The 22,430-nt window shown below is 71.7% G+C and carries 21 protein-coding genes and 2 pseudogenes; 6 read left to right on the top strand and 17 right to left on the bottom strand.

Translation table 11 applies throughout. From position 1 onward, the window contains the following. Positions 1 to 87: 87 nt before the first annotated feature. The 4 genes from ABT324_RS23655 to ABT324_RS23670 all read right to left on the bottom strand — a co-directional run bounded on the left by ABT324_RS23655 (position 88) and on the right by ABT324_RS23670 (position 4,245). Positions 88 to 312, bottom strand: coding sequence for an arginase family protein (locus tag ABT324_RS23655; protein WP_351181534.1), 225 nt, complete (start codon positions 310 to 312; stop codon positions 88 to 90). A 72-nt stretch (positions 313 to 384) separates the two neighbouring features. Next, positions 385 to 2,046, bottom strand: a complete 1,662-nt coding sequence (hutU, locus tag ABT324_RS23660) for a urocanate hydratase (protein ID WP_351181537.1) — start codon at positions 2,044 to 2,046, stop codon at positions 385 to 387. Between the two features lie 192 nt (positions 2,047 to 2,238). After that, positions 2,239 to 3,024 (bottom strand): IclR family transcriptional regulator, encoded by a 786-nt coding sequence (locus ABT324_RS23665; RefSeq protein WP_351181540.1) that lies wholly within the window; start codon positions 3,022 to 3,024, stop codon positions 2,239 to 2,241. Between the two features lie 84 nt (positions 3,025 to 3,108). Further along, positions 3,109 to 4,245 (bottom strand): CaiB/BaiF CoA transferase family protein, encoded by a 1,137-nt coding sequence (locus tag ABT324_RS23670; protein WP_351181746.1) that lies wholly within the window; start codon positions 4,243 to 4,245, stop codon positions 3,109 to 3,111. Positions 4,246 to 4,425: 180 nt separating this feature from the next. Between ABT324_RS23670 and ABT324_RS23675 the strand changes: the two genes are divergently transcribed. Next, positions 4,426 to 5,565, top strand: coding sequence for an acyl-CoA dehydrogenase family protein (locus tag ABT324_RS23675; RefSeq protein WP_351181543.1), 1,140 nt, complete (start codon positions 4,426 to 4,428; stop codon positions 5,563 to 5,565). Here the strand turns inward: ABT324_RS23675 and ABT324_RS23680 are convergent. From ABT324_RS23680 to hutC, 5 genes are all read right to left on the bottom strand, one after another. Next, on the bottom strand, positions 5,540 to 6,988 hold the full coding sequence (locus ABT324_RS23680) for a PucR family transcriptional regulator (protein WP_351181546.1): 1,449 nt from the start codon (positions 6,986 to 6,988) through the stop codon (positions 5,540 to 5,542). The genes ABT324_RS23675 and ABT324_RS23680 overlap by 26 nt on opposite strands. A gap of 92 nt (positions 6,989 to 7,080) precedes the next feature. Next, positions 7,081 to 8,463: a purine-cytosine permease family protein gene (locus ABT324_RS23685; RefSeq protein ID WP_351181549.1), complete on the bottom strand. Its 1,383-nt coding sequence runs from the start codon at positions 8,461 to 8,463 to the stop codon at positions 7,081 to 7,083. A 216-nt stretch (positions 8,464 to 8,679) separates the two neighbouring features. Further along, positions 8,680 to 10,242 (bottom strand): histidine ammonia-lyase, encoded by a 1,563-nt coding sequence (gene hutH, locus ABT324_RS23690; protein WP_351181552.1) that lies wholly within the window; start codon positions 10,240 to 10,242, stop codon positions 8,680 to 8,682. Positions 10,243 to 10,369: 127 nt separating this feature from the next. Further along, positions 10,370 to 11,782 (bottom strand): amino acid permease, encoded by a 1,413-nt coding sequence (locus ABT324_RS23695; RefSeq protein ID WP_351181555.1) that lies wholly within the window; start codon positions 11,780 to 11,782, stop codon positions 10,370 to 10,372. Positions 11,783 to 12,009: 227 nt separating this feature from the next. Next, positions 12,010 to 12,765 carry a histidine utilization transcriptional repressor HutC gene (gene hutC / locus ABT324_RS23700; protein WP_351181558.1) on the bottom strand — a complete coding sequence of 252 codons (756 nt, stop codon included), beginning with the start codon at positions 12,763 to 12,765 and terminating at the stop codon, positions 12,010 to 12,012. 524 nt (positions 12,766 to 13,289) lie between these two features. On the opposite strand from hutC, the gene ABT324_RS23705 reads away from it, so the two are divergent. Then, the gene (locus tag ABT324_RS23705) at positions 13,290 to 14,159 is read left to right on the top strand and encodes a C39 family peptidase (protein ID WP_351181561.1); all 870 of its coding nucleotides are present in this window, start codon (positions 13,290 to 13,292) and stop codon (positions 14,157 to 14,159) included. A gap of 68 nt (positions 14,160 to 14,227) precedes the next feature. Here the strand turns inward: ABT324_RS23705 and ABT324_RS23710 are convergent, their stop codons facing one another. The 3 genes from ABT324_RS23710 to ABT324_RS23720 all read right to left on the bottom strand — a co-directional run bounded on the left by ABT324_RS23710 (position 14,228) and on the right by ABT324_RS23720 (position 16,785). Next, the gene (locus ABT324_RS23710) at positions 14,228 to 15,709 is read right to left on the bottom strand and encodes an FAD-dependent monooxygenase (protein ID WP_351181564.1); all 1,482 of its coding nucleotides are present in this window, start codon (positions 15,707 to 15,709) and stop codon (positions 14,228 to 14,230) included. A gap of 164 nt (positions 15,710 to 15,873) precedes the next feature. Then, the gene (locus ABT324_RS23715; RefSeq protein WP_351181567.1) at positions 15,874 to 16,389 is read right to left on the bottom strand and encodes a hypothetical protein; all 516 of its coding nucleotides are present in this window, start codon (positions 16,387 to 16,389) and stop codon (positions 15,874 to 15,876) included. Beyond that, positions 16,390 to 16,785, bottom strand: coding sequence for an alpha/beta fold hydrolase (locus ABT324_RS23720; RefSeq protein ID WP_351181570.1), 396 nt, complete (start codon positions 16,783 to 16,785; stop codon positions 16,390 to 16,392). It lies immediately after the preceding gene. Between ABT324_RS23720 and ABT324_RS23725 the strand changes: the two genes are divergently transcribed. Both ABT324_RS23725 and ABT324_RS23730 read left to right on the top strand, forming a co-directional pair. Further along, positions 16,757 to 17,911: an NAD(P)-binding domain-containing protein gene (locus tag ABT324_RS23725; RefSeq protein ID WP_351181573.1), complete on the top strand. Its 1,155-nt coding sequence runs from the start codon at positions 16,757 to 16,759 to the stop codon at positions 17,909 to 17,911. The genes ABT324_RS23720 and ABT324_RS23725 overlap by 29 nt on opposite strands. 252 nt (positions 17,912 to 18,163) lie before the next feature. Continuing rightward, entirely contained in the window at positions 18,164 to 18,358 is a 195-nt protein-coding gene (locus tag ABT324_RS23730; RefSeq protein WP_351181576.1) for a ferredoxin, read from the top strand. A 137-nt stretch (positions 18,359 to 18,495) separates the two neighbouring features. Here ABT324_RS23730 and ABT324_RS23735 read toward each other — a convergent pair whose 3' ends face one another. From ABT324_RS23735 to ABT324_RS23750, 4 genes and pseudogenes are all read right to left on the bottom strand, one after another. Further along, positions 18,496 to 18,783 (bottom strand): HU family DNA-binding protein, encoded by a 288-nt coding sequence (locus ABT324_RS23735; protein WP_351181579.1) that lies wholly within the window; start codon positions 18,781 to 18,783, stop codon positions 18,496 to 18,498. 268 nt (positions 18,784 to 19,051) lie between these two features. After that, positions 19,052 to 19,297, bottom strand: a complete 246-nt coding sequence (locus tag ABT324_RS23740) for an Rv0250c family protein (protein WP_351181755.1) — start codon at positions 19,295 to 19,297, stop codon at positions 19,052 to 19,054. A 5-nt stretch (positions 19,298 to 19,302) separates the two neighbouring features. Further along, positions 19,303 to 19,440: pseudogene (locus ABT324_RS23745) on the bottom strand (3-deoxy-7-phosphoheptulonate synthase); the annotation flags it as partial. A 67-nt stretch (positions 19,441 to 19,507) separates the two neighbouring features. Further along, positions 19,508 to 19,762, bottom strand: a pseudogene (locus tag ABT324_RS23750) (hypothetical protein); the annotation flags it as partial. A 41-nt stretch (positions 19,763 to 19,803) separates the two neighbouring features. On the opposite strand from ABT324_RS23750, the gene ABT324_RS23755 reads away from it, so the two are divergent. Continuing rightward, a complete protein-coding gene (locus ABT324_RS23755; RefSeq protein ID WP_351181582.1) occupies positions 19,804 to 20,193 on the top strand; it encodes a winged helix-turn-helix transcriptional regulator in 390 nt (129 codons plus the stop codon). 19 nt (positions 20,194 to 20,212) lie between these two features. Here the strand turns inward: ABT324_RS23755 and ABT324_RS23760 are convergent, their stop codons facing one another. Next, the gene (locus tag ABT324_RS23760; RefSeq protein ID WP_351181585.1) at positions 20,213 to 20,488 is read right to left on the bottom strand and encodes a thioesterase II family protein; all 276 of its coding nucleotides are present in this window, start codon (positions 20,486 to 20,488) and stop codon (positions 20,213 to 20,215) included. Positions 20,489 to 20,936: 448 nt separating this feature from the next. Here ABT324_RS23760 and ABT324_RS23765 point away from each other — a divergent pair, with 448 nt between their 5' ends. Next, a complete protein-coding gene (locus ABT324_RS23765; RefSeq protein WP_351181588.1) occupies positions 20,937 to 22,403 on the top strand; it encodes a DHA2 family efflux MFS transporter permease subunit in 1,467 nt (488 codons plus the stop codon). The last annotated feature ends 27 nt before the right edge of the window (positions 22,404 to 22,430 follow it).

The raw sequence follows: 22,430 nt of genomic DNA on the forward strand, positions 1-22,430 counted from the left end.
GGCGCCGGAAGTGCCGCCACTGGTCCCAGCGGCGGCACTCCACGACGTTCTCGATGACCCCGGCCAACACCGGTCGGCCCCGCAGGATCATCGTGCCATCGAGGCCAGCGCCTGGCGCAGCGCGCGCGGCCCGTCCGCCGCGCCCGGCCGCCCCTTGTTGCGGCGCACCCCCTCGTCGCTGCGGAACCCGAGGAACGCGAGGTCCGCCGACTCGTCGCTGCCGACGACGTGGTGCCACCGGAGGTGCTCGAACCCCGGCCCGTCGTCCCGACCGCTCCACCGCTGCGGGGCGCGGTCCACCGATTCACCCATCACTGCCACTCCTCGAAGTCCACCATGATGTCCCGCCCGGAGGCGCCGCGCGGCGCCTCCGGGCTCCGCTGATCAGCGCCCGCGCATCGGGATGCGGACGCCGCGCTCCTCCGCGACCTCGGCCGCGTGCTCGTAACCGGCGTCGACGTGGCGCAGCACGCCCATGCCCGGGTCGTTGGTGAGCACCCGCGCCAGCTTCTCCGCGGCCAGCTCGGTGCCGTCGGCGATGCAGACCTGACCGGCGTGGATGGACCGGCCCATGCCGACCCCGCCGCCGTGGTGGATCGACACCCACGACGCGCCCGAGGCCGTGTTGACCAGCGCGTTGAGCAGCGGCCAGTCGGCGATGGCGTCGGAGCCGTCCAGCATCGACTCGGTCTCCCGGTACGGGGAGGCCACCGAGCCGGAGTCGAGGTGGTCGCGGCCGATGGCGATCGGCGCGGACAGCTCGCCGGAGGCCACCATCTCGTTGAACTTCAGCCCGGCGAGGTGGCGCTCGCCGTAGCCAAGCCAGCAGATCCGGGCGGGCAGGCCCTCGAAGGCGACCCGCTCACCGGCCATCGTCAGCCAGCGGTGCAGGTGCTGGTTCTCCGGGAACAGCTCCATGATCGCCTTGTCGGTGGCCGCGATGTCCGCGGGGTCACCGGACAGCGCCGCCCAGCGGAACGGCCCGAGGCCCTCCTCGAACAGCGGCCGGATGTGCGCGGGCACGAAGCCCGGGAAGTCGAACGCCCGGTCGTACCCGGCCTTGCGGGCCTCGTCCCGGATGGAGTTGCCGTAGTCGAAGACCTCGATGCCCTTGTCCAGGAAGCCGACCATCGCCTCGACCTGGGCGGCCATCGACTTGCGGGACCGCTCGGTGAAGGCCGCCGGGTCCTGCTCGGCCAGCGCCGCCCACTCCTCGACGGACACGCCCGAGGGCAGGTAGGACAGCGGGTCGTGCGCGGAGGTCTGGTCGGTGACGATGTCGATCGGCGCGTCCGTCGCCAGCAGCTGGGGGAACACCTCGGCGGCGTTGCCCACCAGCCCGATCGACAGCGGTTTGCGCTGGTCGCGGGCCTCCTTGGCGAGCCGGATCGCCTCGTCGACGTCGTCGGCGCGGACGTCGAGGTAGCGGTGGGCGATGCGGCGCTCGATGCGTGCCGGGTCGACCTCCACGCAGATCGCCACGCCCTCGTTCATGGTCACCGCCAGCGGCTGCGCGCCGCCCATGCCGCCGAGCCCGGCGGTCAGCGTGATGGTGCCGGCGAGGCTGCCGCCGAAGCGCTTGCGGGCGACCGCACCGAAGGTCTCGTAGGTGCCCTGCAGGATGCCCTGGCTGCCGATGTAGATCCACGAACCGGCGGTCATCTGCCCGTACATGGTCAGGCCCAGCGAGTCGAGGCGGCGGAACTCCTCCCAGTTCGCCCAGTCGCCGACCAGGTTGGAGTTGGCGATGAGCACCCGCGGCGCCCACTCGTGGGTGCGCAGCACGCCGACCGGCTTGCCGGACTGCACCAGCAGCGTCTCGTCCTGCTCGAGGGTCTTGAGCGCCTCGGTGATCGCGTCGAAGGCGGCCCAGCTCCGGGCGGCCTTGCCGGTCCCGCCGTAGACCACCAGGTCCTCGGGCCGCTCGGCGACCTCGGCGTCGAGGTTGTTCATCAGCATCCGCAGTGCGCCTTCCTGCTGCCAACCGCGGCAGTTCAGCTCCGCGCCGCGCGGCGCGCGAATGGTGCGGACGTGCTCGTTGCTCATGCGCTGCTCCAGATCCGACAGGTTCTCGTTGTCCCCATCAGACCCCGCACCCCGCCCCGGCAACAGCACTGCGCCGGGTGTTTCTCGGATCCGAGACGCGACCGCTCGGTCGGAGCGCATGTGGCGGAGGCGGTCAGGTGCAGCTTGTTCGGCGGAACTGGCGAGGCAGCCCGCGGGGCAGCAACAGGGACTTCAGGCGGACTGCGGGGTGCGGCCGGAGATGGCCGTGGTGAGCTTCGCCGCTCCGGAGCGCATGGCTTCACCGACCGCTGCCGGGTCGTGGCGTTCGTGGAAGCGGCTCCACGTGGTGCTCAGGGCCGCCACCGGCCGTCCATTGTGGTCGTGGACCGCGGCGCCGACCGAGCGCAGACCGGGCGCGACCAGCTCCACTTCCTCCGACCAGCCGCGTTCCCGGTCCGCGGCCAGGGATTCGCGGAGTTCCGCGAGTGTTCGCGGGCCCTTGCCGGTCCGGGTGATGAAGGCGCTGCGGCGCGGGAACAGGGCGCGCAGCTGGGCCTCGCCGCTGCCCGCCAGGATCGCTCGGCCGTTGGCCGTCAGGTGGGCGGGCAGGCGCACGCCGACGTCGGTGATCAGGGAGACGTCCGCACCCGAGGTCGGCTGCTCCTTCAGCAGGTACACCGTCTCCGCGCCGTGCAGGATGCCCAGGTGCACGGTCTGGCCGAGGGTGCGGGCCAGGCCGCGCAGGATGGGGGCGGCTCGCCGCTCCAGGGGCTCGTGGCGCAGGTAGGCGGAGCCGATCTCGAAGGACACCACGCCCAGGCCGTAGGCCTGCTCCCCCGCCAGGTAGACCACGAATCCCTTGTCCACCAGCACCGACAGGATGTGGTACAGCGACGAGCGCGGGACGCCGAGGTCGCGGGCCAGCGTTGCCGCGCGCACCGGGCCCGGTCCTTCGGCGAGGCGGACCAGGATGTCCAGCGCCCGCCCGACCGCCGGTGATGCGCTCGACTCGGCCACTGCCCCACCTCCCCGCCGCGACGACGAGCACGATTGTCGCGGATGCCGCTGGTGCGCCGCACAGCACCTGCTGCGGCCGGGGCCTCACGCCAACCAGTCGCGGCGCACCTGCGCTGCGTGCTCACCGAGCCGCGGGGTGCGCGGGCGGGACCACTCGTCCTCGTCGCCGAACCGCACCGGTTGCTTGAGGTAGTGCAGCGCGCCGAGCTCGGGGTGCTCCAGCTCGGCGACGAGCCCCCGGCCCCGCACCTGGTCGCTGCCGACGACCTCGGCGAGGTCCTGGATGGGGCCAGCGGGCACCCCGGCCCGTTCGGCGGCGGCCACCACCTCGGCGACGGTGCGGCGCTGCGTCCACGACTCGATGATGCCGCGCAGCAGCTCCCGGTTCTCGGTCCGGGCGGTGTCGGCGGCGAAGCGCTGGTGGGTCGCCAGCGCTGGCTTGCCCAGCATCTCGGCGAGCCTGGCGAACACCGCGTCGTTGGCGACCGCGATCGCGACCAGCCCGTCCGCGGCCTGGAAGGTGTCGAAGGGCGTGGAGACGGGGTGCCGGTTGCCGGTCCGCCCGGGCAGCCTGCCGGTGGCGGTGAGCAGGCTCATCGCGGTCACCTGCAGCGACACCAGCGAGTCGAGCATCGCCACGTCGAGGTGCCGACCACGCCCGGTGCGCTCGCGGTCGAACAGCGCGGCGCAGACCCCCCACGCGGCGAACATCCCGGCGCACAGGTCGCCCAGCGACTCCCCGGTCCTGGTCGGCGGCCCGGCGGGCTGGCCGGTGGCGGCCATCAGCCCGGACATCGCCTGCACCACCAGGTCGTAGGCGGGCAGGTGGGACAGCGGTCCGTCCTGGCCGAAGCCGGAGATGCTGGCGTAGACCAGGCGCGGCGCCTCGGCGGACAGGGTGGCGTGGTCGACGCCGAGCTTGGCGGCCACGCCCGGCCGGAAGTTCTCCACGACCACGTCCGCGCGCCGCGCCAGGGAGCGGAAGAACGCGTGGTCGTCGGCGTCCTTGAGGTCCAGGGCGATGCTGCGCTTGCCCCGGTTGAGCTGGGCGAAGTAGACGCTCTCACCGTCGACGAAGGGCCCGAGGTGCCGGGCGTCGTCCCCGCCCACCGGTTCCACCTTCACCACGTCGGCCCCGAGGTCGGCCAGCATCGCCGTGCAGTAGGGCCCGGCCAGCACCCGGCTCAGGTCCAGCACGCGCACCCCGTCGAGAAGTCCCATCACGCCCCCACCAGAGAAGTTGCACCCACGAGCGGTGTTCGCCGATCACGCTACGAACCACGCGCACCGGCGGACGACGTGCAGGCGCACGAAGGATCAGCGGTTCTCGGTGCAGCCGCCCATTGGCCCACCCGCCGCGCGCGTTCGGTAATGGCGCGGAAGACCGTTCGAGGAGGTTCCATGACGCCTTACCTGCTGCCCGCCGAGTACGAGGACTTCCGGGCGAGCGTCCGCGCGATGGCCCAGGACAGGATCGCCCCGCGAGCCGCGGAGGTCGACGAGCGCGGCGAGTTCCCGCACGACGTCCACGACGAGCTGGTGGCGGCCGGGCTGCACGCGGTCGGCATCCCCGAGCAGTACGGGGGCGACGGCGCGGACGCCACCGCCTCGGCCATCGCCGTGGAGGAGGTGGCGCGGGCGTGCGCCTCGTCGTCGACGATCCTGACGTCGAACAAGCTCGGGGTGACGCCGCTGCTGCTGTTCGGCACCGAGGAGCAGAAGCAGCGCTACCTCCCCGCGGTCGCCTCCGGGGAGGCCCTGATGGCCTACGCGATCAGCGAGCGCGAAGCGGGCAGCGATGTCGGGGCGATGCGGTGCCGGGCCGTCCGCGACGGGGACGGGTACCGGTTGGACGGGGTGAAGACGTGGATCACCTCGGCGGGCATCGCGCGGCTGCTCGTGGTGTTCGCGGTGACCGACCCGGAGGCCGGGTCGCGCGGGATCTCGGCCTTCGTGGTGCACGTCGACGACCCCGGCATCAGCTACGGCCCGCCGGAGCGGAAGATGGGCCTGCGCGGTTCGGTCACCCGCGAGGTGTTCTTCGAGGAGTGCTGGATCCCGGCCGACCGGTTGCTCGGCGCCCCGGGCAGGGGCATGCGGGTCGCGTTGGCCACATTGGACCGGACGCGGGTGTCGATCGGTGCGCAGGCGGTGGGGATCGCGCAAGCCGCGCTGGACGCGGCGGTGGGTTACGTCAAGCAGCGCGAGCAGTTCGGCCGCCGCATCGGGGACTTCCAGGGCGTGCAGTTCAAGATCGCCGACATGGGCATGCAGGTCACCGCCGCCCGCCAGCTGGTTCACGCGGCCGCAGCACGGGCAGGCGGCGAGCCCGACCTGACGTTCTTCGGTGCCGCCGCGAAGTGCTTCGCCTCCGACACCGCGATGCGCGTGACCACCGAGGCGGTGCAGTTGTTCGGCGGCTACGGCTACACCCGCGACTTCCCGGTCGAGCGGCTGATGCGCGATGCCAAGATCACCCAGATCTACGAGGGCACCAACGAGATCCAGCGGGTGGTCATGGCCCGCCAGCTCCTGGGCTGAGCGCGCGCACGGCGAACCACAGCTCGATCCGGTCGGTCAGGCGAGCCAGGTCGCGGCCGGTGAGCTGCTCGATCAGCCCGAGCCGGTAGCGGAGGCTGTTGCGGTGCACGGTGAGCGCCTGCGCGGTCGCGGAGGGCGAGCAGTCGTGGTCGAGGTAGGCGCGCAGGGTCCGGAGCAGTTCGCCGTCGTGCTCGGCGTCGTAGCGCAGCAGCCGGGCCAGCGTGGTCTCGGCGAGGTCCCGCAGGGGCAGGTCGACGCTGCCGGCCAGCAGACCGGTCACGCTCAGGGGCCCGGCCGGGTGCACCCCGGGCCCCTGAGCGCTGGCCTGGCGGGCTTCGGCGTGCCCGATGCGCAGCCCGCGCACGCCGGTCCGCGCGGTGCTGACCCCCACGCCGACCTGCGGGTCCAGCACCGCCAACCGGTCGCGGAGCTCGGCGGCGACACCGGCGGCGTCGGCCGCGGCGGGCACGATCAGCAGAGCGGTGCCGTCGATGACCGCGGTGGGCTGGTGGTCGTCGCGGCGCTCCACCAGCTGCCCCACCGCCCACGGCAGGCGGCGGAGCCGGTCGGCGGGCCCGTCGACCACCGCCAGCACGACGTGGTTCGGCTCGTCGATCGGCACCCGGGCGCGGAGCAGGCGGGCCCGGGCCTCGCGGTCGGAGATCACGTGCTCGAGCACGTCCTCGACGACCTGGCCGAGCAGTTCCCGCCGCCCGGTCAGCACCGCCTGGTGCCGGGCGATCTCCAGGCCGAGGATGTTCGCGGCGAACGACAGCACGCTTTCGAGCTTCGCCGGGATGTCGGCGCACACCTGGGCCACCGGGACCCGGTCGATCTCGACCGGTCGGCGCGCCCCCGGGTCCGGCGGTGCCGCGTGCTGGGGGAACTTCGCCAGCACCGCGCCGTCCACGCCCAGCACCGCGACCGGTGCCCGCCCGAGGTGCACGTGGAGCCTGCTGAGCAGGCCGGTCAGGCCGTTGCCGTCGAGCAGCGCGCGCACCAGCTCGTCCTGCACCGCGACGTTGGCGCGCACCGCGTCGTACTGCGCCGCGAAGATTTGGTCCGCCACCCAGTGGCTGATCTGGATGAACGGCACCTCGCAGGGTGATTCCACCAGGGCCAGGCCGCACTCCTCGGCGGCCCGGACGACGACGTCCGGGACGGCGCGGTGCACCAGCCCGGTGCCGAAGCACAGCGCCGCGACCGGCAACCGGGCCAGCCGGTCGACCAGGTCCCACCACTGCTCGTCCGAGCGCTCCTGCATGCCGGTGGTCAGCACCAGCTCGGCACCGCGCAGGAACGGGACCGGGTCGGGCAGCTCGGTGGTGGACACCCAGCTGATGGGGCGGACCGAGGTCGCGCAGTGGCTGGTCCGCGGGACCAGCCGCAGCGATCGCTCCGCCAGGAGTTCGGGCACGCTCACCGGCACCACCACAGTGTTCCCCCAGCTCGACGACGTCGGTGCGCGCGGGTTGCGCGCTCCGCACCGCGCGGGCGGCGCGGAGCGCCCCACCATCAGGCCTCGACCGGCTCGGCTGCCCGGACCTTGTTCCGCATCCACGCCCAGTAGAGGACCCCCGGCACCACGAGGCCGAGCAGCCAGGCGATGTCCGCGCCACCGAGCAGCGGCACCACGAACCCGGTGTAGACCCCGTCCACGTGGGAGAACGGGATCTGCACGGCGATGCCGAGGACGTAGGCCACCAGGGCCGGCACGCACCAGCGCCCGTAGCGGCCGTTCGGGTCGTACATCGCCTCCATGTCGTACTTCTCCTTGCGCAGGAAGTAGAAGTCGACCAGGTTGATCGCGCTCCACGGCGTCAGGAAGTACAGCAGGAAGTGCAGGAACAGCACGAAGTTCGACAGGAAGTCCCCGCGCCCCAGCACCGCGAGCACCCCGCCGAGGACCCCGACGAGCGCGATGTAGCCGATCCGGGTCGCCGGGGACAGCGCGACCCGGCGGGTGAACGCCGACATAGTGGTGGCCACCGTCATGTAGCCGCCGTAGATGTTGAGCACGTTGATGGTGAACTTGCCCAGCGCGATGGCCAGCAGCAGCGGCAGCACCAGCGCCTCGCCGCCGAGCCCGACCACGTAGGCGACCTCGCGGCCCTTGAACTCGTTGCCCGCGACCGAGTACGCCAGGGCTCCGAAGGACATCGCCCAGGTCGCGCCGAGCACCGTGCCGCCGTAGGTCCACCAGAAGGTGGCCCGGATCGAGGTGCTGGCCGGCAGGTAGCGGGAGGTGTCCGCGACGTACGGGCCGAAGGTCAGCTGCCACGACGCCGTCAGCGACAGGGCGAGCAGGAACGCGGGCACGTCCAGCTCGACGTTGGACAGCACCGGCGCGAGGTCGTGCGTGGAGACCAGCCGGAACGTCAGGTACACGAACACCACGACCGACACCAGCGAGGCCAGCCAGCCGAAGCGGTGGATCAGCTTGTACCCGACGATCGCGATCAGCGCCGACAGCGCCGCGTAGATCAGGATGCTGACGTCCACCGGCAGGTCCGTGATCGCCGAGAGCGCCTGACCGCCCAGCACGTTGCCGCTGGCGAAGTAGCCGAGGTACATCAACACCACGAGCACCAGCGGCAGCACCGCGCCGTAGACGCCGAACTGCGCGCGGCTCTGGATCATCTGCGGGATGCCGAGCTTCGGCCCCTGCGCCGCGTGCAGCGCCATCGGCACGCCACCGATCGCGTTGCCCAGCGCCACCGCCACCAGGGCCCACACCGGGTGCAGTCCGACCAGGACGGTCAGCGCACCCGTGACGGCCGAGGTGATCTGCATGTTGCTGGCGAACCACAGGGTGAACAGGCTGCGCGGGCTCCCGTGCCGCTCACCCTCCGGGACCGGTTCGATCGATCTGCGCTCGACCTGCAACGACCCTGCCATGCGTCCTCCTCGCGATGCCCCGTTCAGTTCGTTCCATTAGTCGCCACGAGCCCGCCCGGGACAATGCCCGCTCCGGATCAGCTGTCCAGGATCACAGACACCGGCGGGAGAGCGGTCCAGACAGCTCCACAGTGGATCGATCAGGACGCCTCGCCAGGCCGGGAGCACGAAGGCCCGGGGTGGCCGTGCTCCGCCACCCCGGGCCTCCGTGGACGGTCAGTCCAGCGCGCCGACGACGTCCTCGGCGGCGGCGACCAGCTGACCGCTCCGGCACAGCTCGACGGCCGCCTCGATCTCCGGCGCCAGGTGCCGGTCGGAGCCCGGCCCGGCGACCTCGCGGCGGATCCGGTCGCGCACGGCGCCGGTGGCGGGCGACGGCGTCAGCGGCTCCCGCATGTCCAGGGCGCGCGCCGCGGTGAGCGCCTCGATCGCCAGGACGCGGGTGAGGCCGTCGACCGCGCGACGCAGCTTGCGGGCCGCGGACCAGCCCATCGAGACGTGGTCCTCCTGCATCGCCGAGGACGGGATCGAGTCGGCGCTGGCCGGGACGGCCAGGCGCTTGAGCTCGGAGACGATGGCCGCCTGGGTGTACTGGGCGATCATGTGCCCGCTGTCCACTCCCGGGTCGTCGGCGAGGAACGGGGTCAGGCCGTGGTTGCGGGCCGGGTCCAGGAACCGGTCGGTGCGGCGCTCGCTGATGCTGGCCAGGTCCGCGGTGACGATGGCCAGGAAGTCCAGCACGTAGGCCACCGGGGCGCCGTGGAAGTTGCCGTTGGACTCCACCCGGCCGTCGGGGGTGACCACCGGGTTGTCCACGGCGCTGGCCAGCTCGACCGAGGCCACCGACTCGGCGTGCGCGATGGTGTCGCGGACGCCCCCGGCGACCTGCGGCGAGCAGCGCAGCGAGTAGGCGTCCTGGACGCGGGTGCAGTCCGGTCCGGCGTGGCTGGCCACGATGCCCGAACCGGCGAGCAGCCGCGACATGTTGGCCGCGGCGGCGGCCTGGCCCGGGTGCGGGCGCAGGGCCTGCAGGTCGGCGGCGAAGACGCGGTCGGTGCCCAGCTGGGCCTCCACACTCATGGCGGCGGTGACGTCGGCCAGCTTCACCAGCGCGCGCAGGTCGTGGCAGGCCAGCACCAGCTGGCCGAGCATGCCGTCGGTGCCGTTGATCAGCGCGAGCCCCTCCTTCTCGGCGAGCTCGACCGGGGTGATCCCGGCGGCGGCCAGGGCCTGCGCGGCGGGCATCTCGGTGCCGTCGGCGTCGCGGACGGTGCCCTCGCCCATCATCGCCAGCGCGATGTGTGCGAGCGGCGCGAGGTCACCGGAGCAGCCCAGGCTGCCGTACTCGTGGACGACCGGGGTGATCCCGGCCGACAGCACCGCGGCGTAGGTCTCGGCGACCTCCAGGCGCACGCCCGTGCGGCCAGTGGCCAGCGTCGACAGGCGCAGCAGCATCAGCGCGCGGACGACCTCGCGCTCCACCTCCGGACCGGTGCCCGCGGCGTGCGAGCGGACCAGGCTCTTCTGCAGCTGCTTGCGCAGCTCCAGCGGGATGTGCCGGGTGGCCAGCGCACCGAAGCCGGTGGAGATGCCGTAGACCGGCTTGGGCTCCTCGGCCAGGCTCTCGATCCGGCCGCGGGTGGCCGCGATCTCCGTCCTGGACTCCTCGGACAGCTCCACGCGCGCGCCGCCGCGCGCGACGCGGACGACGTCGGCCGGGCTGACGGCGCCGACGCCCACGACGACGGTGGTGTCCACGGCGGCTTCGGTACGGCTCATGTTCGAACTTCTTCCTTCGTGAGTGGTTTCGCGCCTGCCGGGCGGGGCCCGGTCGGGGGTCGGCGCGGGAACTGGGAATCAGCGGCGGCCGGGTCGACGGCCGCCGCTGGGGCACTGGGGGGTGGGGTCAGCTGGTCCCCGCCTCGGAGACGGCGCGCTCGTCGGGGTCCCGGCTGCCGCCGCGGCGGCCGATGCCCAGCCAGTAGCCGAGCGAGAGCAGCACCAGCCACGCGGCGCCGACGACGAGCGCCACCCGGGTCTCCGCGGAGAAGGCCAGCAGGACGAAGATGAAGACCAGGAAGGCGGTCGCGGCGATCTGCGCGTAGGGCCACAGCGGCACCGGGAACTTCAGCGCCGCGACCTCCTCGGGGCTCATCGCCTTCCGGGCCCGGTGGTGCGAGAGCATGATCATCAGCCACACCCAGACCGTGGCGAAGGTGGCGATGGAGGCGATGATGGTGAAGACGTCCTCCGGCACGACGTAGTTGAGCACCACGCCGACCAGCAGCGCGACGGTCATGATGACCACGGTCATCCACGGCACGCCGTTGCGCGAGACCCGCCCCATGACCGCCGGGGCCTGGCCACGCTCGGCCATGCCGAACAGCATCCGCCCGGCGCCGAAGATGTCGCTGTTGATCGCCGACAGCGCGGCGGTGATGACCACGACGTTGAGCACCGCCGCCGCGGAGGTCAGGCCCAGGCCCTGGAAGATCTCCACGAAGGGGCTGCCCTCGCCGCTGATGTCCTGCCACGGGGTGATGGACATGATCACGCCGAGGGTCAGCACGTAGAACAGCAGGACCCGCACCGGCACGGTGTTGACGGCGCGCGGGATGGTCTGCTCCGGGTTCTCCGCCTCCCCGGCGGTGACGCCGATGATCTCGGTGCCGCCGAAGGCGAACATCACCACCGCGAAGGACAGCAGGAAGCCCTCGAAGCCGTGCGGGAACATCCCGCCGTTGGACCAGATGTTGCTCACCGCGGGTTCGGCGTGGCCACCCCCGGCGGTGAAGCCGAAGACCAGCACGGCGATGCCGCCGACGATCATCGCGACGATCGCGACGACCTTGATCACCGAGAACCAGAACTCCAGCTCACCGAACACCCTGACGCTGAGCAGGTTGACCGCGGCGATGACGAACAGCGTGGCCAGCACCCAGGTCCACCGCGGCACGTCGGGGAACCAGAATCCCATGTAGACGGCCAGCGCGGTGACGTCGGCGATGCAGACGATGATCATCTCGAAGGTGTAGGTCCAGCCGGTGAGGAAGCCCGGCAGGCGGCCGAGGTGCCGGCTGGCGTACTCACCGAAGGAACCGGGCACCGGGTCGGCGACCGCCATCTCCCCGAGTGCCCGGAGCACCAGGAAGACCACGGCGCCGCCGATCAGGTAGGCGAACAGCACCGAGGGGCCCGCCTGGCTGATCGCCTCCGACGATCCGTAGAACAGGCCGGTCCCGATGGCCGAGCCGAGTGCGATGAAGCGGATGTGCCGTGCTGAGAGTCCTCGACTCAGCGCCGCCGCGCCTTTTCCCACCTAGATCCTCCCTGCGGGAACCACGTCGTTCCCCGTGTCGCGACCGGGCTGGTGAACCGCCCGGTTCGAGGCCGCCGCACTGTGCTCGCGCGCACAACCGCAGGCGGTGCGATATGTATAGTGCTGTATATACAGCTCGTCAAGAGCCCGGTTCGAAATCAGCTGGCGCACAGCGCCCACCCGGTGACGAACACGAACAATCCGGACAGCAGACGGGTTTCGATCGATCAGGTCGCGTCGAAGGTGCCTTCGAGGCGGAACCGCGATCCAGGATGCAACAGCCGCGCGGTGCTCACGAGGCGGCCCTCCGACCAGGTGCGCCGGTGGATCAGCAGGCACGGCTCGGACGGGTCGATGCCCAGCAGCGCGCAGTCCTCGGCGGTACCCAGGACCGCCTCCACGACGTGCTCGCCCTTGCCCAGCGGCGCGATCCGCGACAGGTAGCTGTTCGGCGTCTGCACCGCGAAGTCCTGCTCAAGGTAGTCCGGCGCGAGCTCGGGGTTGACGTGGCGGTCCTCGAGCTGGATCGCGATGCCGTCCTCGAAGTGCACCACCACGGAGTGGAACACCGGCTGCCCCTCGTCGATGCCGAACAGGCGGTGCACCCGGGAACCGGCGGGCTCCTCCCGGAGCAGCACGACGTCGGTGCGGTGCCGGTGCCCCCGCCGCTGGACCTCGTCGGCGATGTTGCGCACCTCGTACAGCGCGGAACTGCTCTTGCGCTCGGCGACGAAGGTGCCCACCCCGGCCAGCCGGACGACCAGGCCTTCCGCGCTCAGCTCGCGCAGGGCCCGGTTGATGGTCATCCGCGACAGCCCCAGGGCGTGGACCAGCTGGCTCTCCGAGGGCAGCAGCTCGCCCTCCGGCCACCGTCCGGTGCCGATCTGCTCGATGAGCACGTCCTTGAGGCGACGGTAGGCGGGCGCGGACTCGCGGCGGCTCTCGTGGAAGAGCGCGGCGACGTCCGACGCATCAATGGCCACCGGTCACCGCCCGCCTCAGAGATCAATACTCAGGCCCAGTCTATCGGCCGCACCTGCCTCCGAGGCCCTCCGGGAGCGACAGCCACCTCTCCCGCGGAGTGGCGGCGCCCACCCGCCCGGGAGATCGCCCCTACTCCTTGTGCTCAGGCTCACGACGGCGTTCTGGGCGATCTCCGCGAGACCGACCGCGCGCGGAGCCGATCTCGACCCGCGCGTCCCGCCGATCACCGCGGCACACCCGCTCCTGGTCCCCTCACCAGCACTGATGCCGTGGTCAGCGGCGGCGCACCCCGCGCCAACCGGAGATCGTCGCGGCGGTCGCCACCGATCACCACCGGCGACTACACAGCGGAGTCAACATAGTCAGATGACCAACCCGATCAGGTTAAACGTTGAAGAGCCGATAACTCCCAGTTACGTTGCTGGTGGCTCTGAAATCACGATCCGGTCACGACGGCTCCCCCCGGGCCACCACCGCACCCCCGGCGGTGGCGATCGGATGTCCCCGACGTGGAGAGGCTCACGTGCAGAAGCAGGACAACGCGGGCGGCCACACCCCGAAGGCCCCGACCCGCACCCTCGTTGACAAGCTCGGCCTGGGCGCCGGCGGCTCCCGCGTCCGCCGGGTTTCCGCCAAGGTCCTCCCGGTGGTCGTCGCCGGTGGCGCGCTCGTCATGGTCGGCCAGCCCATGGTCACCGGCGGCGCGGACCCGGAGCCGACGTCCGCCCAGGTCCAGACCGTCGACCACCAGGTCCCGGCCCTCGCGGCCGCCCCGGCTGCCCCCGCCGCCCCGGCGCCCGCCCCGCAGGCCCCCGCCGCTGCTCCGGCCCCGGCCCCCGAGCAGCAGCCCGCCCCGCAGGAACCGCCGAAGCCGGTCTCGAAGTCCCTGGACCTCGACTACCAGGCGCAGCGGACCAGCTACTGGTGCGGTCCGACCGCGACCCGCATCGCGCTGTCCAGCAAGACCGACGACCTGCCCGACCAGGCCGCGCTGGCCGCCGCGCTCGGCACCACCGAGAACGGCACGGACACCATCCAGCAGGTCGTCGACGGCATGAACAAGCAGCTGGGCGGTGCCGCGCACTACGAGGCCCGCGACTGGAGCGACAAGCAGCTCACCCCGGAGCTGAAGGACCAGCTGTGGTCCGACATCGTCCGCAATGTCAACGACGGCAAGGCGATGGTGGCCAACATCGTGGCCAAGCCCGGCAACCAGCCGCCCGGCTACCCGTCGAACCAGACGATCTACCACTACGTGGCGATCGCCGGCTACGACGAGGCCAACAAGACGGTGCACATCTCCGACCCGGCCCACTTCAGCGGCATCGAGGACTACTGGCTCGACCTCGACCACCTCGCCTCCCTGATCGAGCCCAAGGGCTACACCGCCTGACGGCTCCTCCCCCGCGAAAGGCCCGCCACCGGCGGGCCTTTCGGCTTTCAAGGCGGCGGCGACCCCAGTCAGGAGCGCCCCCGCGCCGGTTGCCGGGCGCAGGGGCCGAACCACTTCCGCAGGGTGGTGGGCAGGTCGTCGCGACTTCCGGGGTCCGCCCAGGCGACGTGGCCGTCGGGGCGGATCAGCAGCGCCGCGGTCCCGGCGAGCACGTCCCCGTCGCGCGGCGCAGCGGTGACGACGTCGACCCGGTCACCCCAGGCCGCCGCGCTGGAGCGCAGTGCCGGGTCGTCGGCCAGGTCGAGAAGCACGCCGCGACCGCTGCGCAGCAGCTCCGCGGTCGACCTGCGGTGGGGAGCTGCTGGCCCGGGCACCAGCAGCTCCACGTTGGGCATCCGGTACCCCAGCAGCGGGTGGTCGCCACCGCCGGTGTCGTAGCGGATCTCCAGGCCACTGACCATCGCGGCGAGGTGGCGGCTGACCTCCTCGTAGCCGATCAGCTCGGACAGCACGTCGCGCAGCGGCTGGGCCTGCTCGCCCAGCAGGCCCTGGGCGCGGGTGCTCGTGATCAACCGCTGCCCGACCGGGTACCGCTCGTCGTGGTAGGTGTCCAGCAGCGCCTCCGGCGCCCGGCCCTGGACGACCGCGGCGAGCTTCCAGCCGAGGTTCACCGCGTCCTGGATGCTGGTGTTCATGCCCTGCCCGCCCGCGGGCAGGTGCACGTGGCACGCGTCCCCGGCGAGCAGGACGCGGCCGCGCCGGTACTCCGACACCAGGCGGGCGGCATCACCGAACGAGCTCACCCACACCGGTTCGGCGTGCGCGATGTCCTGCCCGGTCACCCGCCGCCAACCCGCCACGACCTCCGCGAACGCCGGTGGCCCGGTGCGTCGGCGCGGCGGTGCGAGCCGCTCGCCCAAGATGAGCCGGGTGCGCCCACCGGGCAGCGGGCTGACCATCACCATGCCCTGCGGGAGGATCTCGCCGAGCGGGCGCGGCGGCAGGTCGAGCCCCTCGACGTCGGCGAGGAACATCTCGGTGGTCGCCGGGGTGCCCGGGAACGCGAACCCGCCCACCTCTCGGACCCGGCTGCGGCCGCCGTCGCAGCCGACCAGGTAGCGGGCCGAGAACTGGGCGCCCCCGCCCGGGGTGCGCACCTCGGCCCGCACGGCATCGCCGTCGTCGGTGAACGACAGCAGCTCGTGGCCGCGCCGCACGAGGGCGCCCAGCTGCTCGCACCACTCCTCCAGCACCTGCTCGGTGCGGGCCTGCGGGATGGTCTTGGTGGCCTCCAGCGCCCCCGGCAGCACACCGAAGTCCACTGGCAGGCCGCCGAAGTGACCACGCCGGTGCGTCTCGACCCGCCCGAACCGGGACAGCAGCCCGCGCTGGTCCGGCAGCGCGAACGCGCTGACCAGGTCGGCTGGTGGACCGGCGCGCTCCACCTCGTCGAGCAGCTGGGTGATCAGCTTCTCGATCCCGGGCCGCAGCGCGCGCACCCGCCGGACGGTGAAGTCCTTGGTGAAGCGGCGGCGCTGCTCGCCGTGCACCGGGTCGTCCAGCGTGGTGAACGTCCGGTCTCGGCGGCGCGGGCGGCCGCCACGGCGAGCGCGGTCCTGCCCACTCCGGACACGATGTCCCAACCCCGGTGCGGGGTCGATTCGGTTCCCACCTCGAATTCCCTTCTGCGCGTTGGCCTTCCGCGGAGCAGCGCTCAGCGACCGCCCAGCGCCCGGTCCAACTCGGCGCGCAGGATGCGCTGGAAGGTGCCGATGTGCTCGGGGTCCAGCAGCGTGTGGTGCGCCCCCGGCACCTCGACGTAGGTGTTGGGGCCGCGGGAGAACTGGTCCCACTGCTTGATGTGCTTCTCCAGCCAGTCCTCCTTGCTGCCGTGCAGCGGGGTCGCGTACAGCGCGGTCACCGACGCGACGTCACCGGAGGGCTGGTAGACGCGCGCCAGCTCGGTGAGGCTGTGCACCAGTTCCAGCGCGTGCGTGAACCGGGGCAGGTCGAGGTCGAGCTCGGCGACCCGGTCCGGGGTGGAGACCGACAGCAGGTGCTCGACCTGCCGCGCCCTGTCCAGCGGGCGGATCCGGTCGGCCAGACCGTCCATCTGGGACAGCGAGATCAGCCCGAGGAACATCGCCAGGTTGACCGCGGTCTCCACGAAGTCGAAGCGGTCCATGCCGCCGATGTGCGGCGCCAGGTCGATGCTGCCCAGGAAGTCCACTCACTCACCGGCGGCCTCCAGCACCTTGGCAACCTCGAACGCCGCTGCCGCGCCGAAGGAGTAACCGGCGAGCGCGTACGGGCCGTGCGGCTGCCGCTGGCGGATCGCGTCCGCGTAGCAGCTGGCCAGCTCCGCCCAGCTCTGGAACGGCTGCTCGCCGGGGTCGAACCCGCGGGCGCGCACCGCGTAGAACGGTCGCTCGTGCACGAAGTACTTGGCCAGGTTGACGAAGACGAGGACCTCGCCCCCGCCCGGGTGGATGCAGAACAGCGGGGTTCCGCTGCCGCTGGTCTGCAACGGCACGATCAGGTCGTAGGCGGCCCGGGCACCGCTGCGGTCCGATTCGATTCGCGCGGCCAGCTCCCGGATGCTCGGCGCGGCCAGCAGGGCGAGCACCGGTGACAACTGGCGCAAGCGCTACCACGCGCTGACGCTGCACAACGCCGTGTGGCTCAACGACATGCCGTGCCTGCCGTTCCCGTCGACCTGGCCGGTGTTCGTCCCCAAGGACAAGCTCGCGAACTGGTTCGAGTCCTACGTGGACGCCATGGAGATCAACTACTGGGGTGGCGCGACCTTCGAGGGCGGCGCCTTCGACGACCGTACCCGGCGCTGGGAAGCCCGTATCCGTCGCGACGGCGAACCGCGCGTCCTCCGGCCCCGGCACGTCGTCCTGGCGACCGGGCTCAACGGGGCCCCGAACATCCCGGACCTGCCCGGCCTGGCCGACTTCGCCGGCGAGGTCACGCACGCCAGCGCCTACCAGGAAGGCGCGTCGCACGTCGGCGGGCGCGCGGTCATCATCGGCACCGGCAACAGCGCGCACGACATCGCGCAGGACCTGCACGCCCACCACGCCGAGGTCACCATGGTCCAGCGCCGACCGACCACGGTGATCAGCATCGACCCCAGCGCGGCGCTCGGCGACGCCGCCTACCTCACCGCACCCACCCTCGAGGACAGCGACCTCATCGGCCTCTCCACGCCCTACCCGGACCTGCTGGTCGATTCGGTGGCCCTGACCGCGCGGATCAAGGAGCTCGACACGGACCTCGTCACCGCGCTGAACGCGGTGGGGTTCCGCACCGACTACGGCGAGGACGAGACCGGCCACCAGATGAAGTACATGCGCCGGGGCGGCGGGTACCACCTCAACGTCGGCTGCTCGGAGCTGATCGCCGCGGGTGAGATCTCCGTGGTCCAGCACAGCGACACCGACCGCTTCGTGCCCGACGGCCTGCGCTTGCGCGACGGCTCCCTGATCGGCGCCGACCTGGTCGTCCTGGCCACGGGCTACCACACCCCGCAGGAGGGCCTCCGCCGGCTGATGGGCGACGAGGTCGCCGACCGGGTGGGGCCGATCTGGGGCTACGACGACGAGGGCGAAGTCCGCAACATGTGGCGCCCCACCGCCCAACCAGGCCTCTGGTTCACCGCGGGCAACTTCCAGATGTGCCGCACGTACTCGAAGGTCCTCGCCTTCCACATCCGCCGAGCCCTGGACGAACCCACCCCCTCCTGACCCCGCGGCGCACCACCTCACGCCGCCGGTCGGCTCCCGTTCGCGCAGCAGGGGTGGACGCCTTCCGGACCGCTTGCCCGGCATGTTCGGCGAGAGGTCGCCCGGTCTCGTGGTGAGCGCGGCGCAGGAGCCGGGCGGTTGGCGCTCGCCCCGACGCCGACGTCCGGGAGGCGAAACGGTTGGCGGGGACGAGGATTCGCCCGGGAGGGCTCGCGTAGCATGCGGGGGCCATCCCACCACTCAGGAGGACACATGAAGGTGACCGTGGACCAGGAGAAGTGCGTCGGCTCCGGCCAGTGCGTGCTCACCGCCGAGTCGGTGTTCGACCAGCGGGACGAGGACGGCCTCGTCGTGCTGCTCAACGCCACCCCGCCGGCAAAGCTGGCCGACGACGTCCGGCACGCGGCCGAGATGTGCCCGGCCGCCGCCATCACCGTCGAGGACTGATCCTGCTCCGCTCGCGCTCTCGCCCACCGCGCTGCGGGGCGGGCGGCGGAGCTGCACCCATGACGCGGGCCTCGTGGTGACCGCACCGCTCGGGGGTTTGCGGTCACCACGAGGCCCGTCGTGCGAGTCCCGGCCGTTCAGGAAGTCTTGTTCAGCGAGTCCTCGAGCGCCTTGGCCGGGACGAACTTGACGACCCGCTTCGCCGCGATCTCGATGGACTCCCCGGTGGCGGGGTTTCGCCCGGTGCGCGCGGGGCGGTCCGCGACCTTGAACTTCCCGAAACCGGGCAGCGTCACCTCGCCACCGCTCGTGAGCTGGTCGGCGACGATCTCGGTGAGAGCGTCCAGAGCTGCCCGGGCCGACGTCTTGGAGACGTCCACGGCCTCGGCGATCTCAGTGACCAACTGGTCCTTGGTCAGGGCCATGTCGTGTTCCCTTCGGTACATCCGCAGACCGGTGACCACCGATCGCGGCCCTACCCCTACCCCGCGCGAGGAGGAGGGGCCAGCAACGACCCGGCCCACCCCCGCAAGATTCCCTCGAACGAGGGATCACCCGCAGACGCCGAACCCGACGTACCCGAACCCATCACGCCGCCGATCCGCCATCCTCCACCGGAACCCGATGTCCAATGTCAACGGGGATCGCGGTTCGGGGTTCGCTGACCTCGTCGGACTTCGCCCACACCGCACTTCAGCCCCCAGCGGGGTGGCGGAAGCCGCCGATCCCCTCGTCGTCGGCATCGCGCCACAGGTCGGGGTCGTAGGGCGTGTCCGGCACCACCACGACCTCCCCGGCCCGCCGCTGCCCGCACCCCGACGGGCACTCCACGGCCAGGTCGAGCTCCAGGCGCTCCACCGCGTTGCGCAGCCTGCGCACCGGCAGGCAGTCGTCGTGGCGGTGCCGCAGCGACTCCACCGAGCCGCGCAGCTGGTCCACCAGGGCACCCCGCCGGGGTGGGTGCCGAGCGCGCGGTGGACCTCGAAGAACGCCGCCACCTCGCGCGCCACGTCGGTGCAGTCCCGCGTCTTGTACCCGGAGCTGGACACATGGGTGTTGCCGTGCATGGGATCGCACACCCACCTCTCCAACGTCCACATCGGACGTACGGAGCCCGGACACCGACAGCGCCTTCCGGATGACGCGCTGCTGCGACAGGCCATTCGGCGCGGTCAGGCCGTTCGATGCGCCGTCCTGGTTCACCGCCGAACCCCGCACCACCGCCAGCACCCGGTGCCCCAGCCGCTGGGCGTCCGAGAGCCGCTCAACCACCAGCACAGCCGCTCCGGGTCCGCGTCGTACAGGTCCGCGAGGTCCCAGCCGCGATCGGCGGGGGACTCCCCGATGCCGTCCAGCTCGGCATCGCCGCCGCCTCCCTTGGTTATGCTTTGTAACAGAGGGCACTGGTCCGCCACCGCTGAGCGATGAGCAGAAGGGCTTCGCACATGTCCAGGACGCAGGTTCCGCAGGCCAGCGACATCGTCGACCTCGCTTGCCCGGTGCGGGAGGTGCTCGACCGCGTCGCCGGGAAGTGGAGCATCCTGGTGATCATCGCCGCCGCGCACGGCCCGGTGCGGTTCACCGAGCTGGAGCGGTCGATCGCCGGGATCAGCCGCCGGATGCTGACGCTGACCCTGCGCAACCTGGAGCGGGACGGGCTGCTGACCCGCACGGTGCACCCCACCGTCCCGCCGAAGGTCGAGTACGAGCTCACCGACATCGCCCGGGAGCTGCGCGAGTCGCTGCTGTCGCTGACCGACTGGGCGGTGCGGCACCGGTCGACGATCTACGCCGCGCGCAGCGCCTACGACGCCAAGGCCGCGGAGAACGCCTGAACCCCCGGCGGTTCCAGCGTCAACCCCGCATCCGCTGCCGCAGCAGGGCACCGCAGGCGGTCTTGAAGCTCCCCCGGCGTTGCAGTAGCGGCACCAGCCCGGACAGCTCCGCGACGGATTCGACCAGCGGTTCGGCGCGCCGCTCCTGCCGCCCCGGGTACTGCACCGCCAGCATGTCGACGTGGCCGGGCAGCCCGGCCGACAGCGGGAAGTAGTAGCTGGCCGACCCACCGGCGTGCGGGAAGCTACCAGCAGCTCCTCGCTGCCCGGCTTCGGGTGGAAGCGGCGGATCCACGCGTCGGTGGCGTCCAAGGCGGTCGTGCCCGGTTTCCCTCCGGTTTGGTCCCCGTGCGGAGTTGTCGTCCTCCGGCAGGTGCACGGCATTCCTGGGAAGCGGGGAGAATTCGCGCTCCCGCGCTGCCGGCGCTACCCGAGGAAAAACGGACCAGCGGAATTCCCATTCACCAACCGGAACGATTCTGGGGAACCTCAGGGACACCGCTAGGGGGCCGCGCATGTTCAATCACCGTGGCGCGCCGGGACATCGCGATGTGATCCTCAGCTCAACGACGAGCAGCAGCGATCGGCACCGGGCGCGCCACCGGGGGCTTTCCGGTCACCGGCCGGTCAGCTGTCACACCGGTGTTCCTGTGGAACAAGAAAGTGCCTTCTTCCGCTCGCCCGGGGACGGGCCGAACATGACGGGCGAAACACGTCATCGGTGCAGAGGAGATCGAATCCACATGGGCCTGCCTGCCCAGCAGAACAACAGAACGCTCTGGCTCTCGCTGATCGTGCTGTGCGTCGGTCAGACGATGATCGTCATCGACCAGAACATCGTGAACGTCGCGCTGCCCACCGTCCAGCAGAGCCTGGGCTTCTCCTCGGCCAACCTGGTGTGGGTGGTCAACGCCTACGTGATCCCGTTCGGCGGCCTGCTGCTGCTCGCCGGTCGGCTCGGTGACCTGGTCGGTCGCCGCGCCGTCTTCGTCACCGGCATCACGCTGTTCAGCGCGGCCTCCCTGCTGTGCGGGTTCGCCACCACCGAGGGGATGCTGATCGCCTTCCGGTTCGTCCAGGGCATCGGTGGCGCGGTGGCCTCCGCGTGCATCCTGGGCATGGTGGCCACCATGTTCAGCGAACCGAAGCAGCAGGCCCAGGCCATCGGCGCCTACAGCTTCGCCTCCGCTGGTGGCGGCGCGATCGGGCCGCTGCTCGGTGGCCTGCTCACCGACTTGGTCAGCTGGAACTGGATCTTCTTCATCAACGCCCCGATCGGTGCGCTGGTGGTCTTCGGCGCCCTCCGGCTGGTGCGCAAGGACGAGGGCCTGGGGCTGCAGACCGGCGCCGACTACCTGGGCGCGCTGCTGGTCACCGCTGGCCTGATGCTCACCGTGTACACCATCGTCGGCGCCGAGCAGGCCGGGTGGGCCTCGCTGCAGACGCTGGTGCTGGCCGTGCTGTCGATCGCGCTGCTGGCCGGTTTCGTCGTCCGGGAGGCCACCGCGAACTCCCCGCTGCTGCCGCTGCGGATCTTCAGGACCCCCAACCTGGCGGGCGCCAACGTGGTGCAGTTCCTGCTGATCGCCGGGATGTTCGGCCTGCTGTTCTACGGCACCCTCTACGTGCAGAAGGTGCTGGCCTACACCTCGCTGGAGGCCGGGCTGGCGGTCATCCCGATCGCGGTGGTCATCGCGGCGATCTCGGTGGGCCTGTCCGCGCGCCTGATCACGCGGTTCGGCCAGCGGTCGATGCTGCTCAGCGGCCTGGTGCTGATCTTCGCCGCGTTCGTGCTGCTGGGCCTGGCCCGGGCGGACGGGACCTTCCTCGTCGACTTCCTGCCCGCGACGCTGCTGATGGGCATCGGCGTGGGCCTGGCCATCCCGGCGGTGATGGGGCTGGGCATGTCCGCGGTGGCCCCGGCCGACGCCGGGATCGCCTCCGGCCTGTTCAACACCAACCAGCAGATCGGTGGTGCGATCGGGCTGACCGTGCTGAGCGCGTTCGTCGGCGCCCGCACCAGCGCCCTCGCCGGTTCCGGCGTGCCTGAGCAGCAGGCCCTGCTCGGCGGTTACCACGTCGGCTTCTTCCTGGCCGCGGCCTTCACCGCGGTCGCCTTCCTCGTGGCGGTGCTGGTGCTCAAGCCGCAGGCACCCGCGCAGCCCGCGGCCGACGAGGGCGCGGCCCAGCCGAACATCCCCGCGGTCTGATCCCCCTTTCCGGAAAACCAGAGAAGT

The sequence above is a fragment of the Saccharopolyspora sp. NPDC000359 genome (assembly GCF_040300525.1).
In the GTDB taxonomy this organism is placed as follows: Bacteria; Actinomycetota; Actinomycetes; order Mycobacteriales; family Pseudonocardiaceae; genus Saccharopolyspora.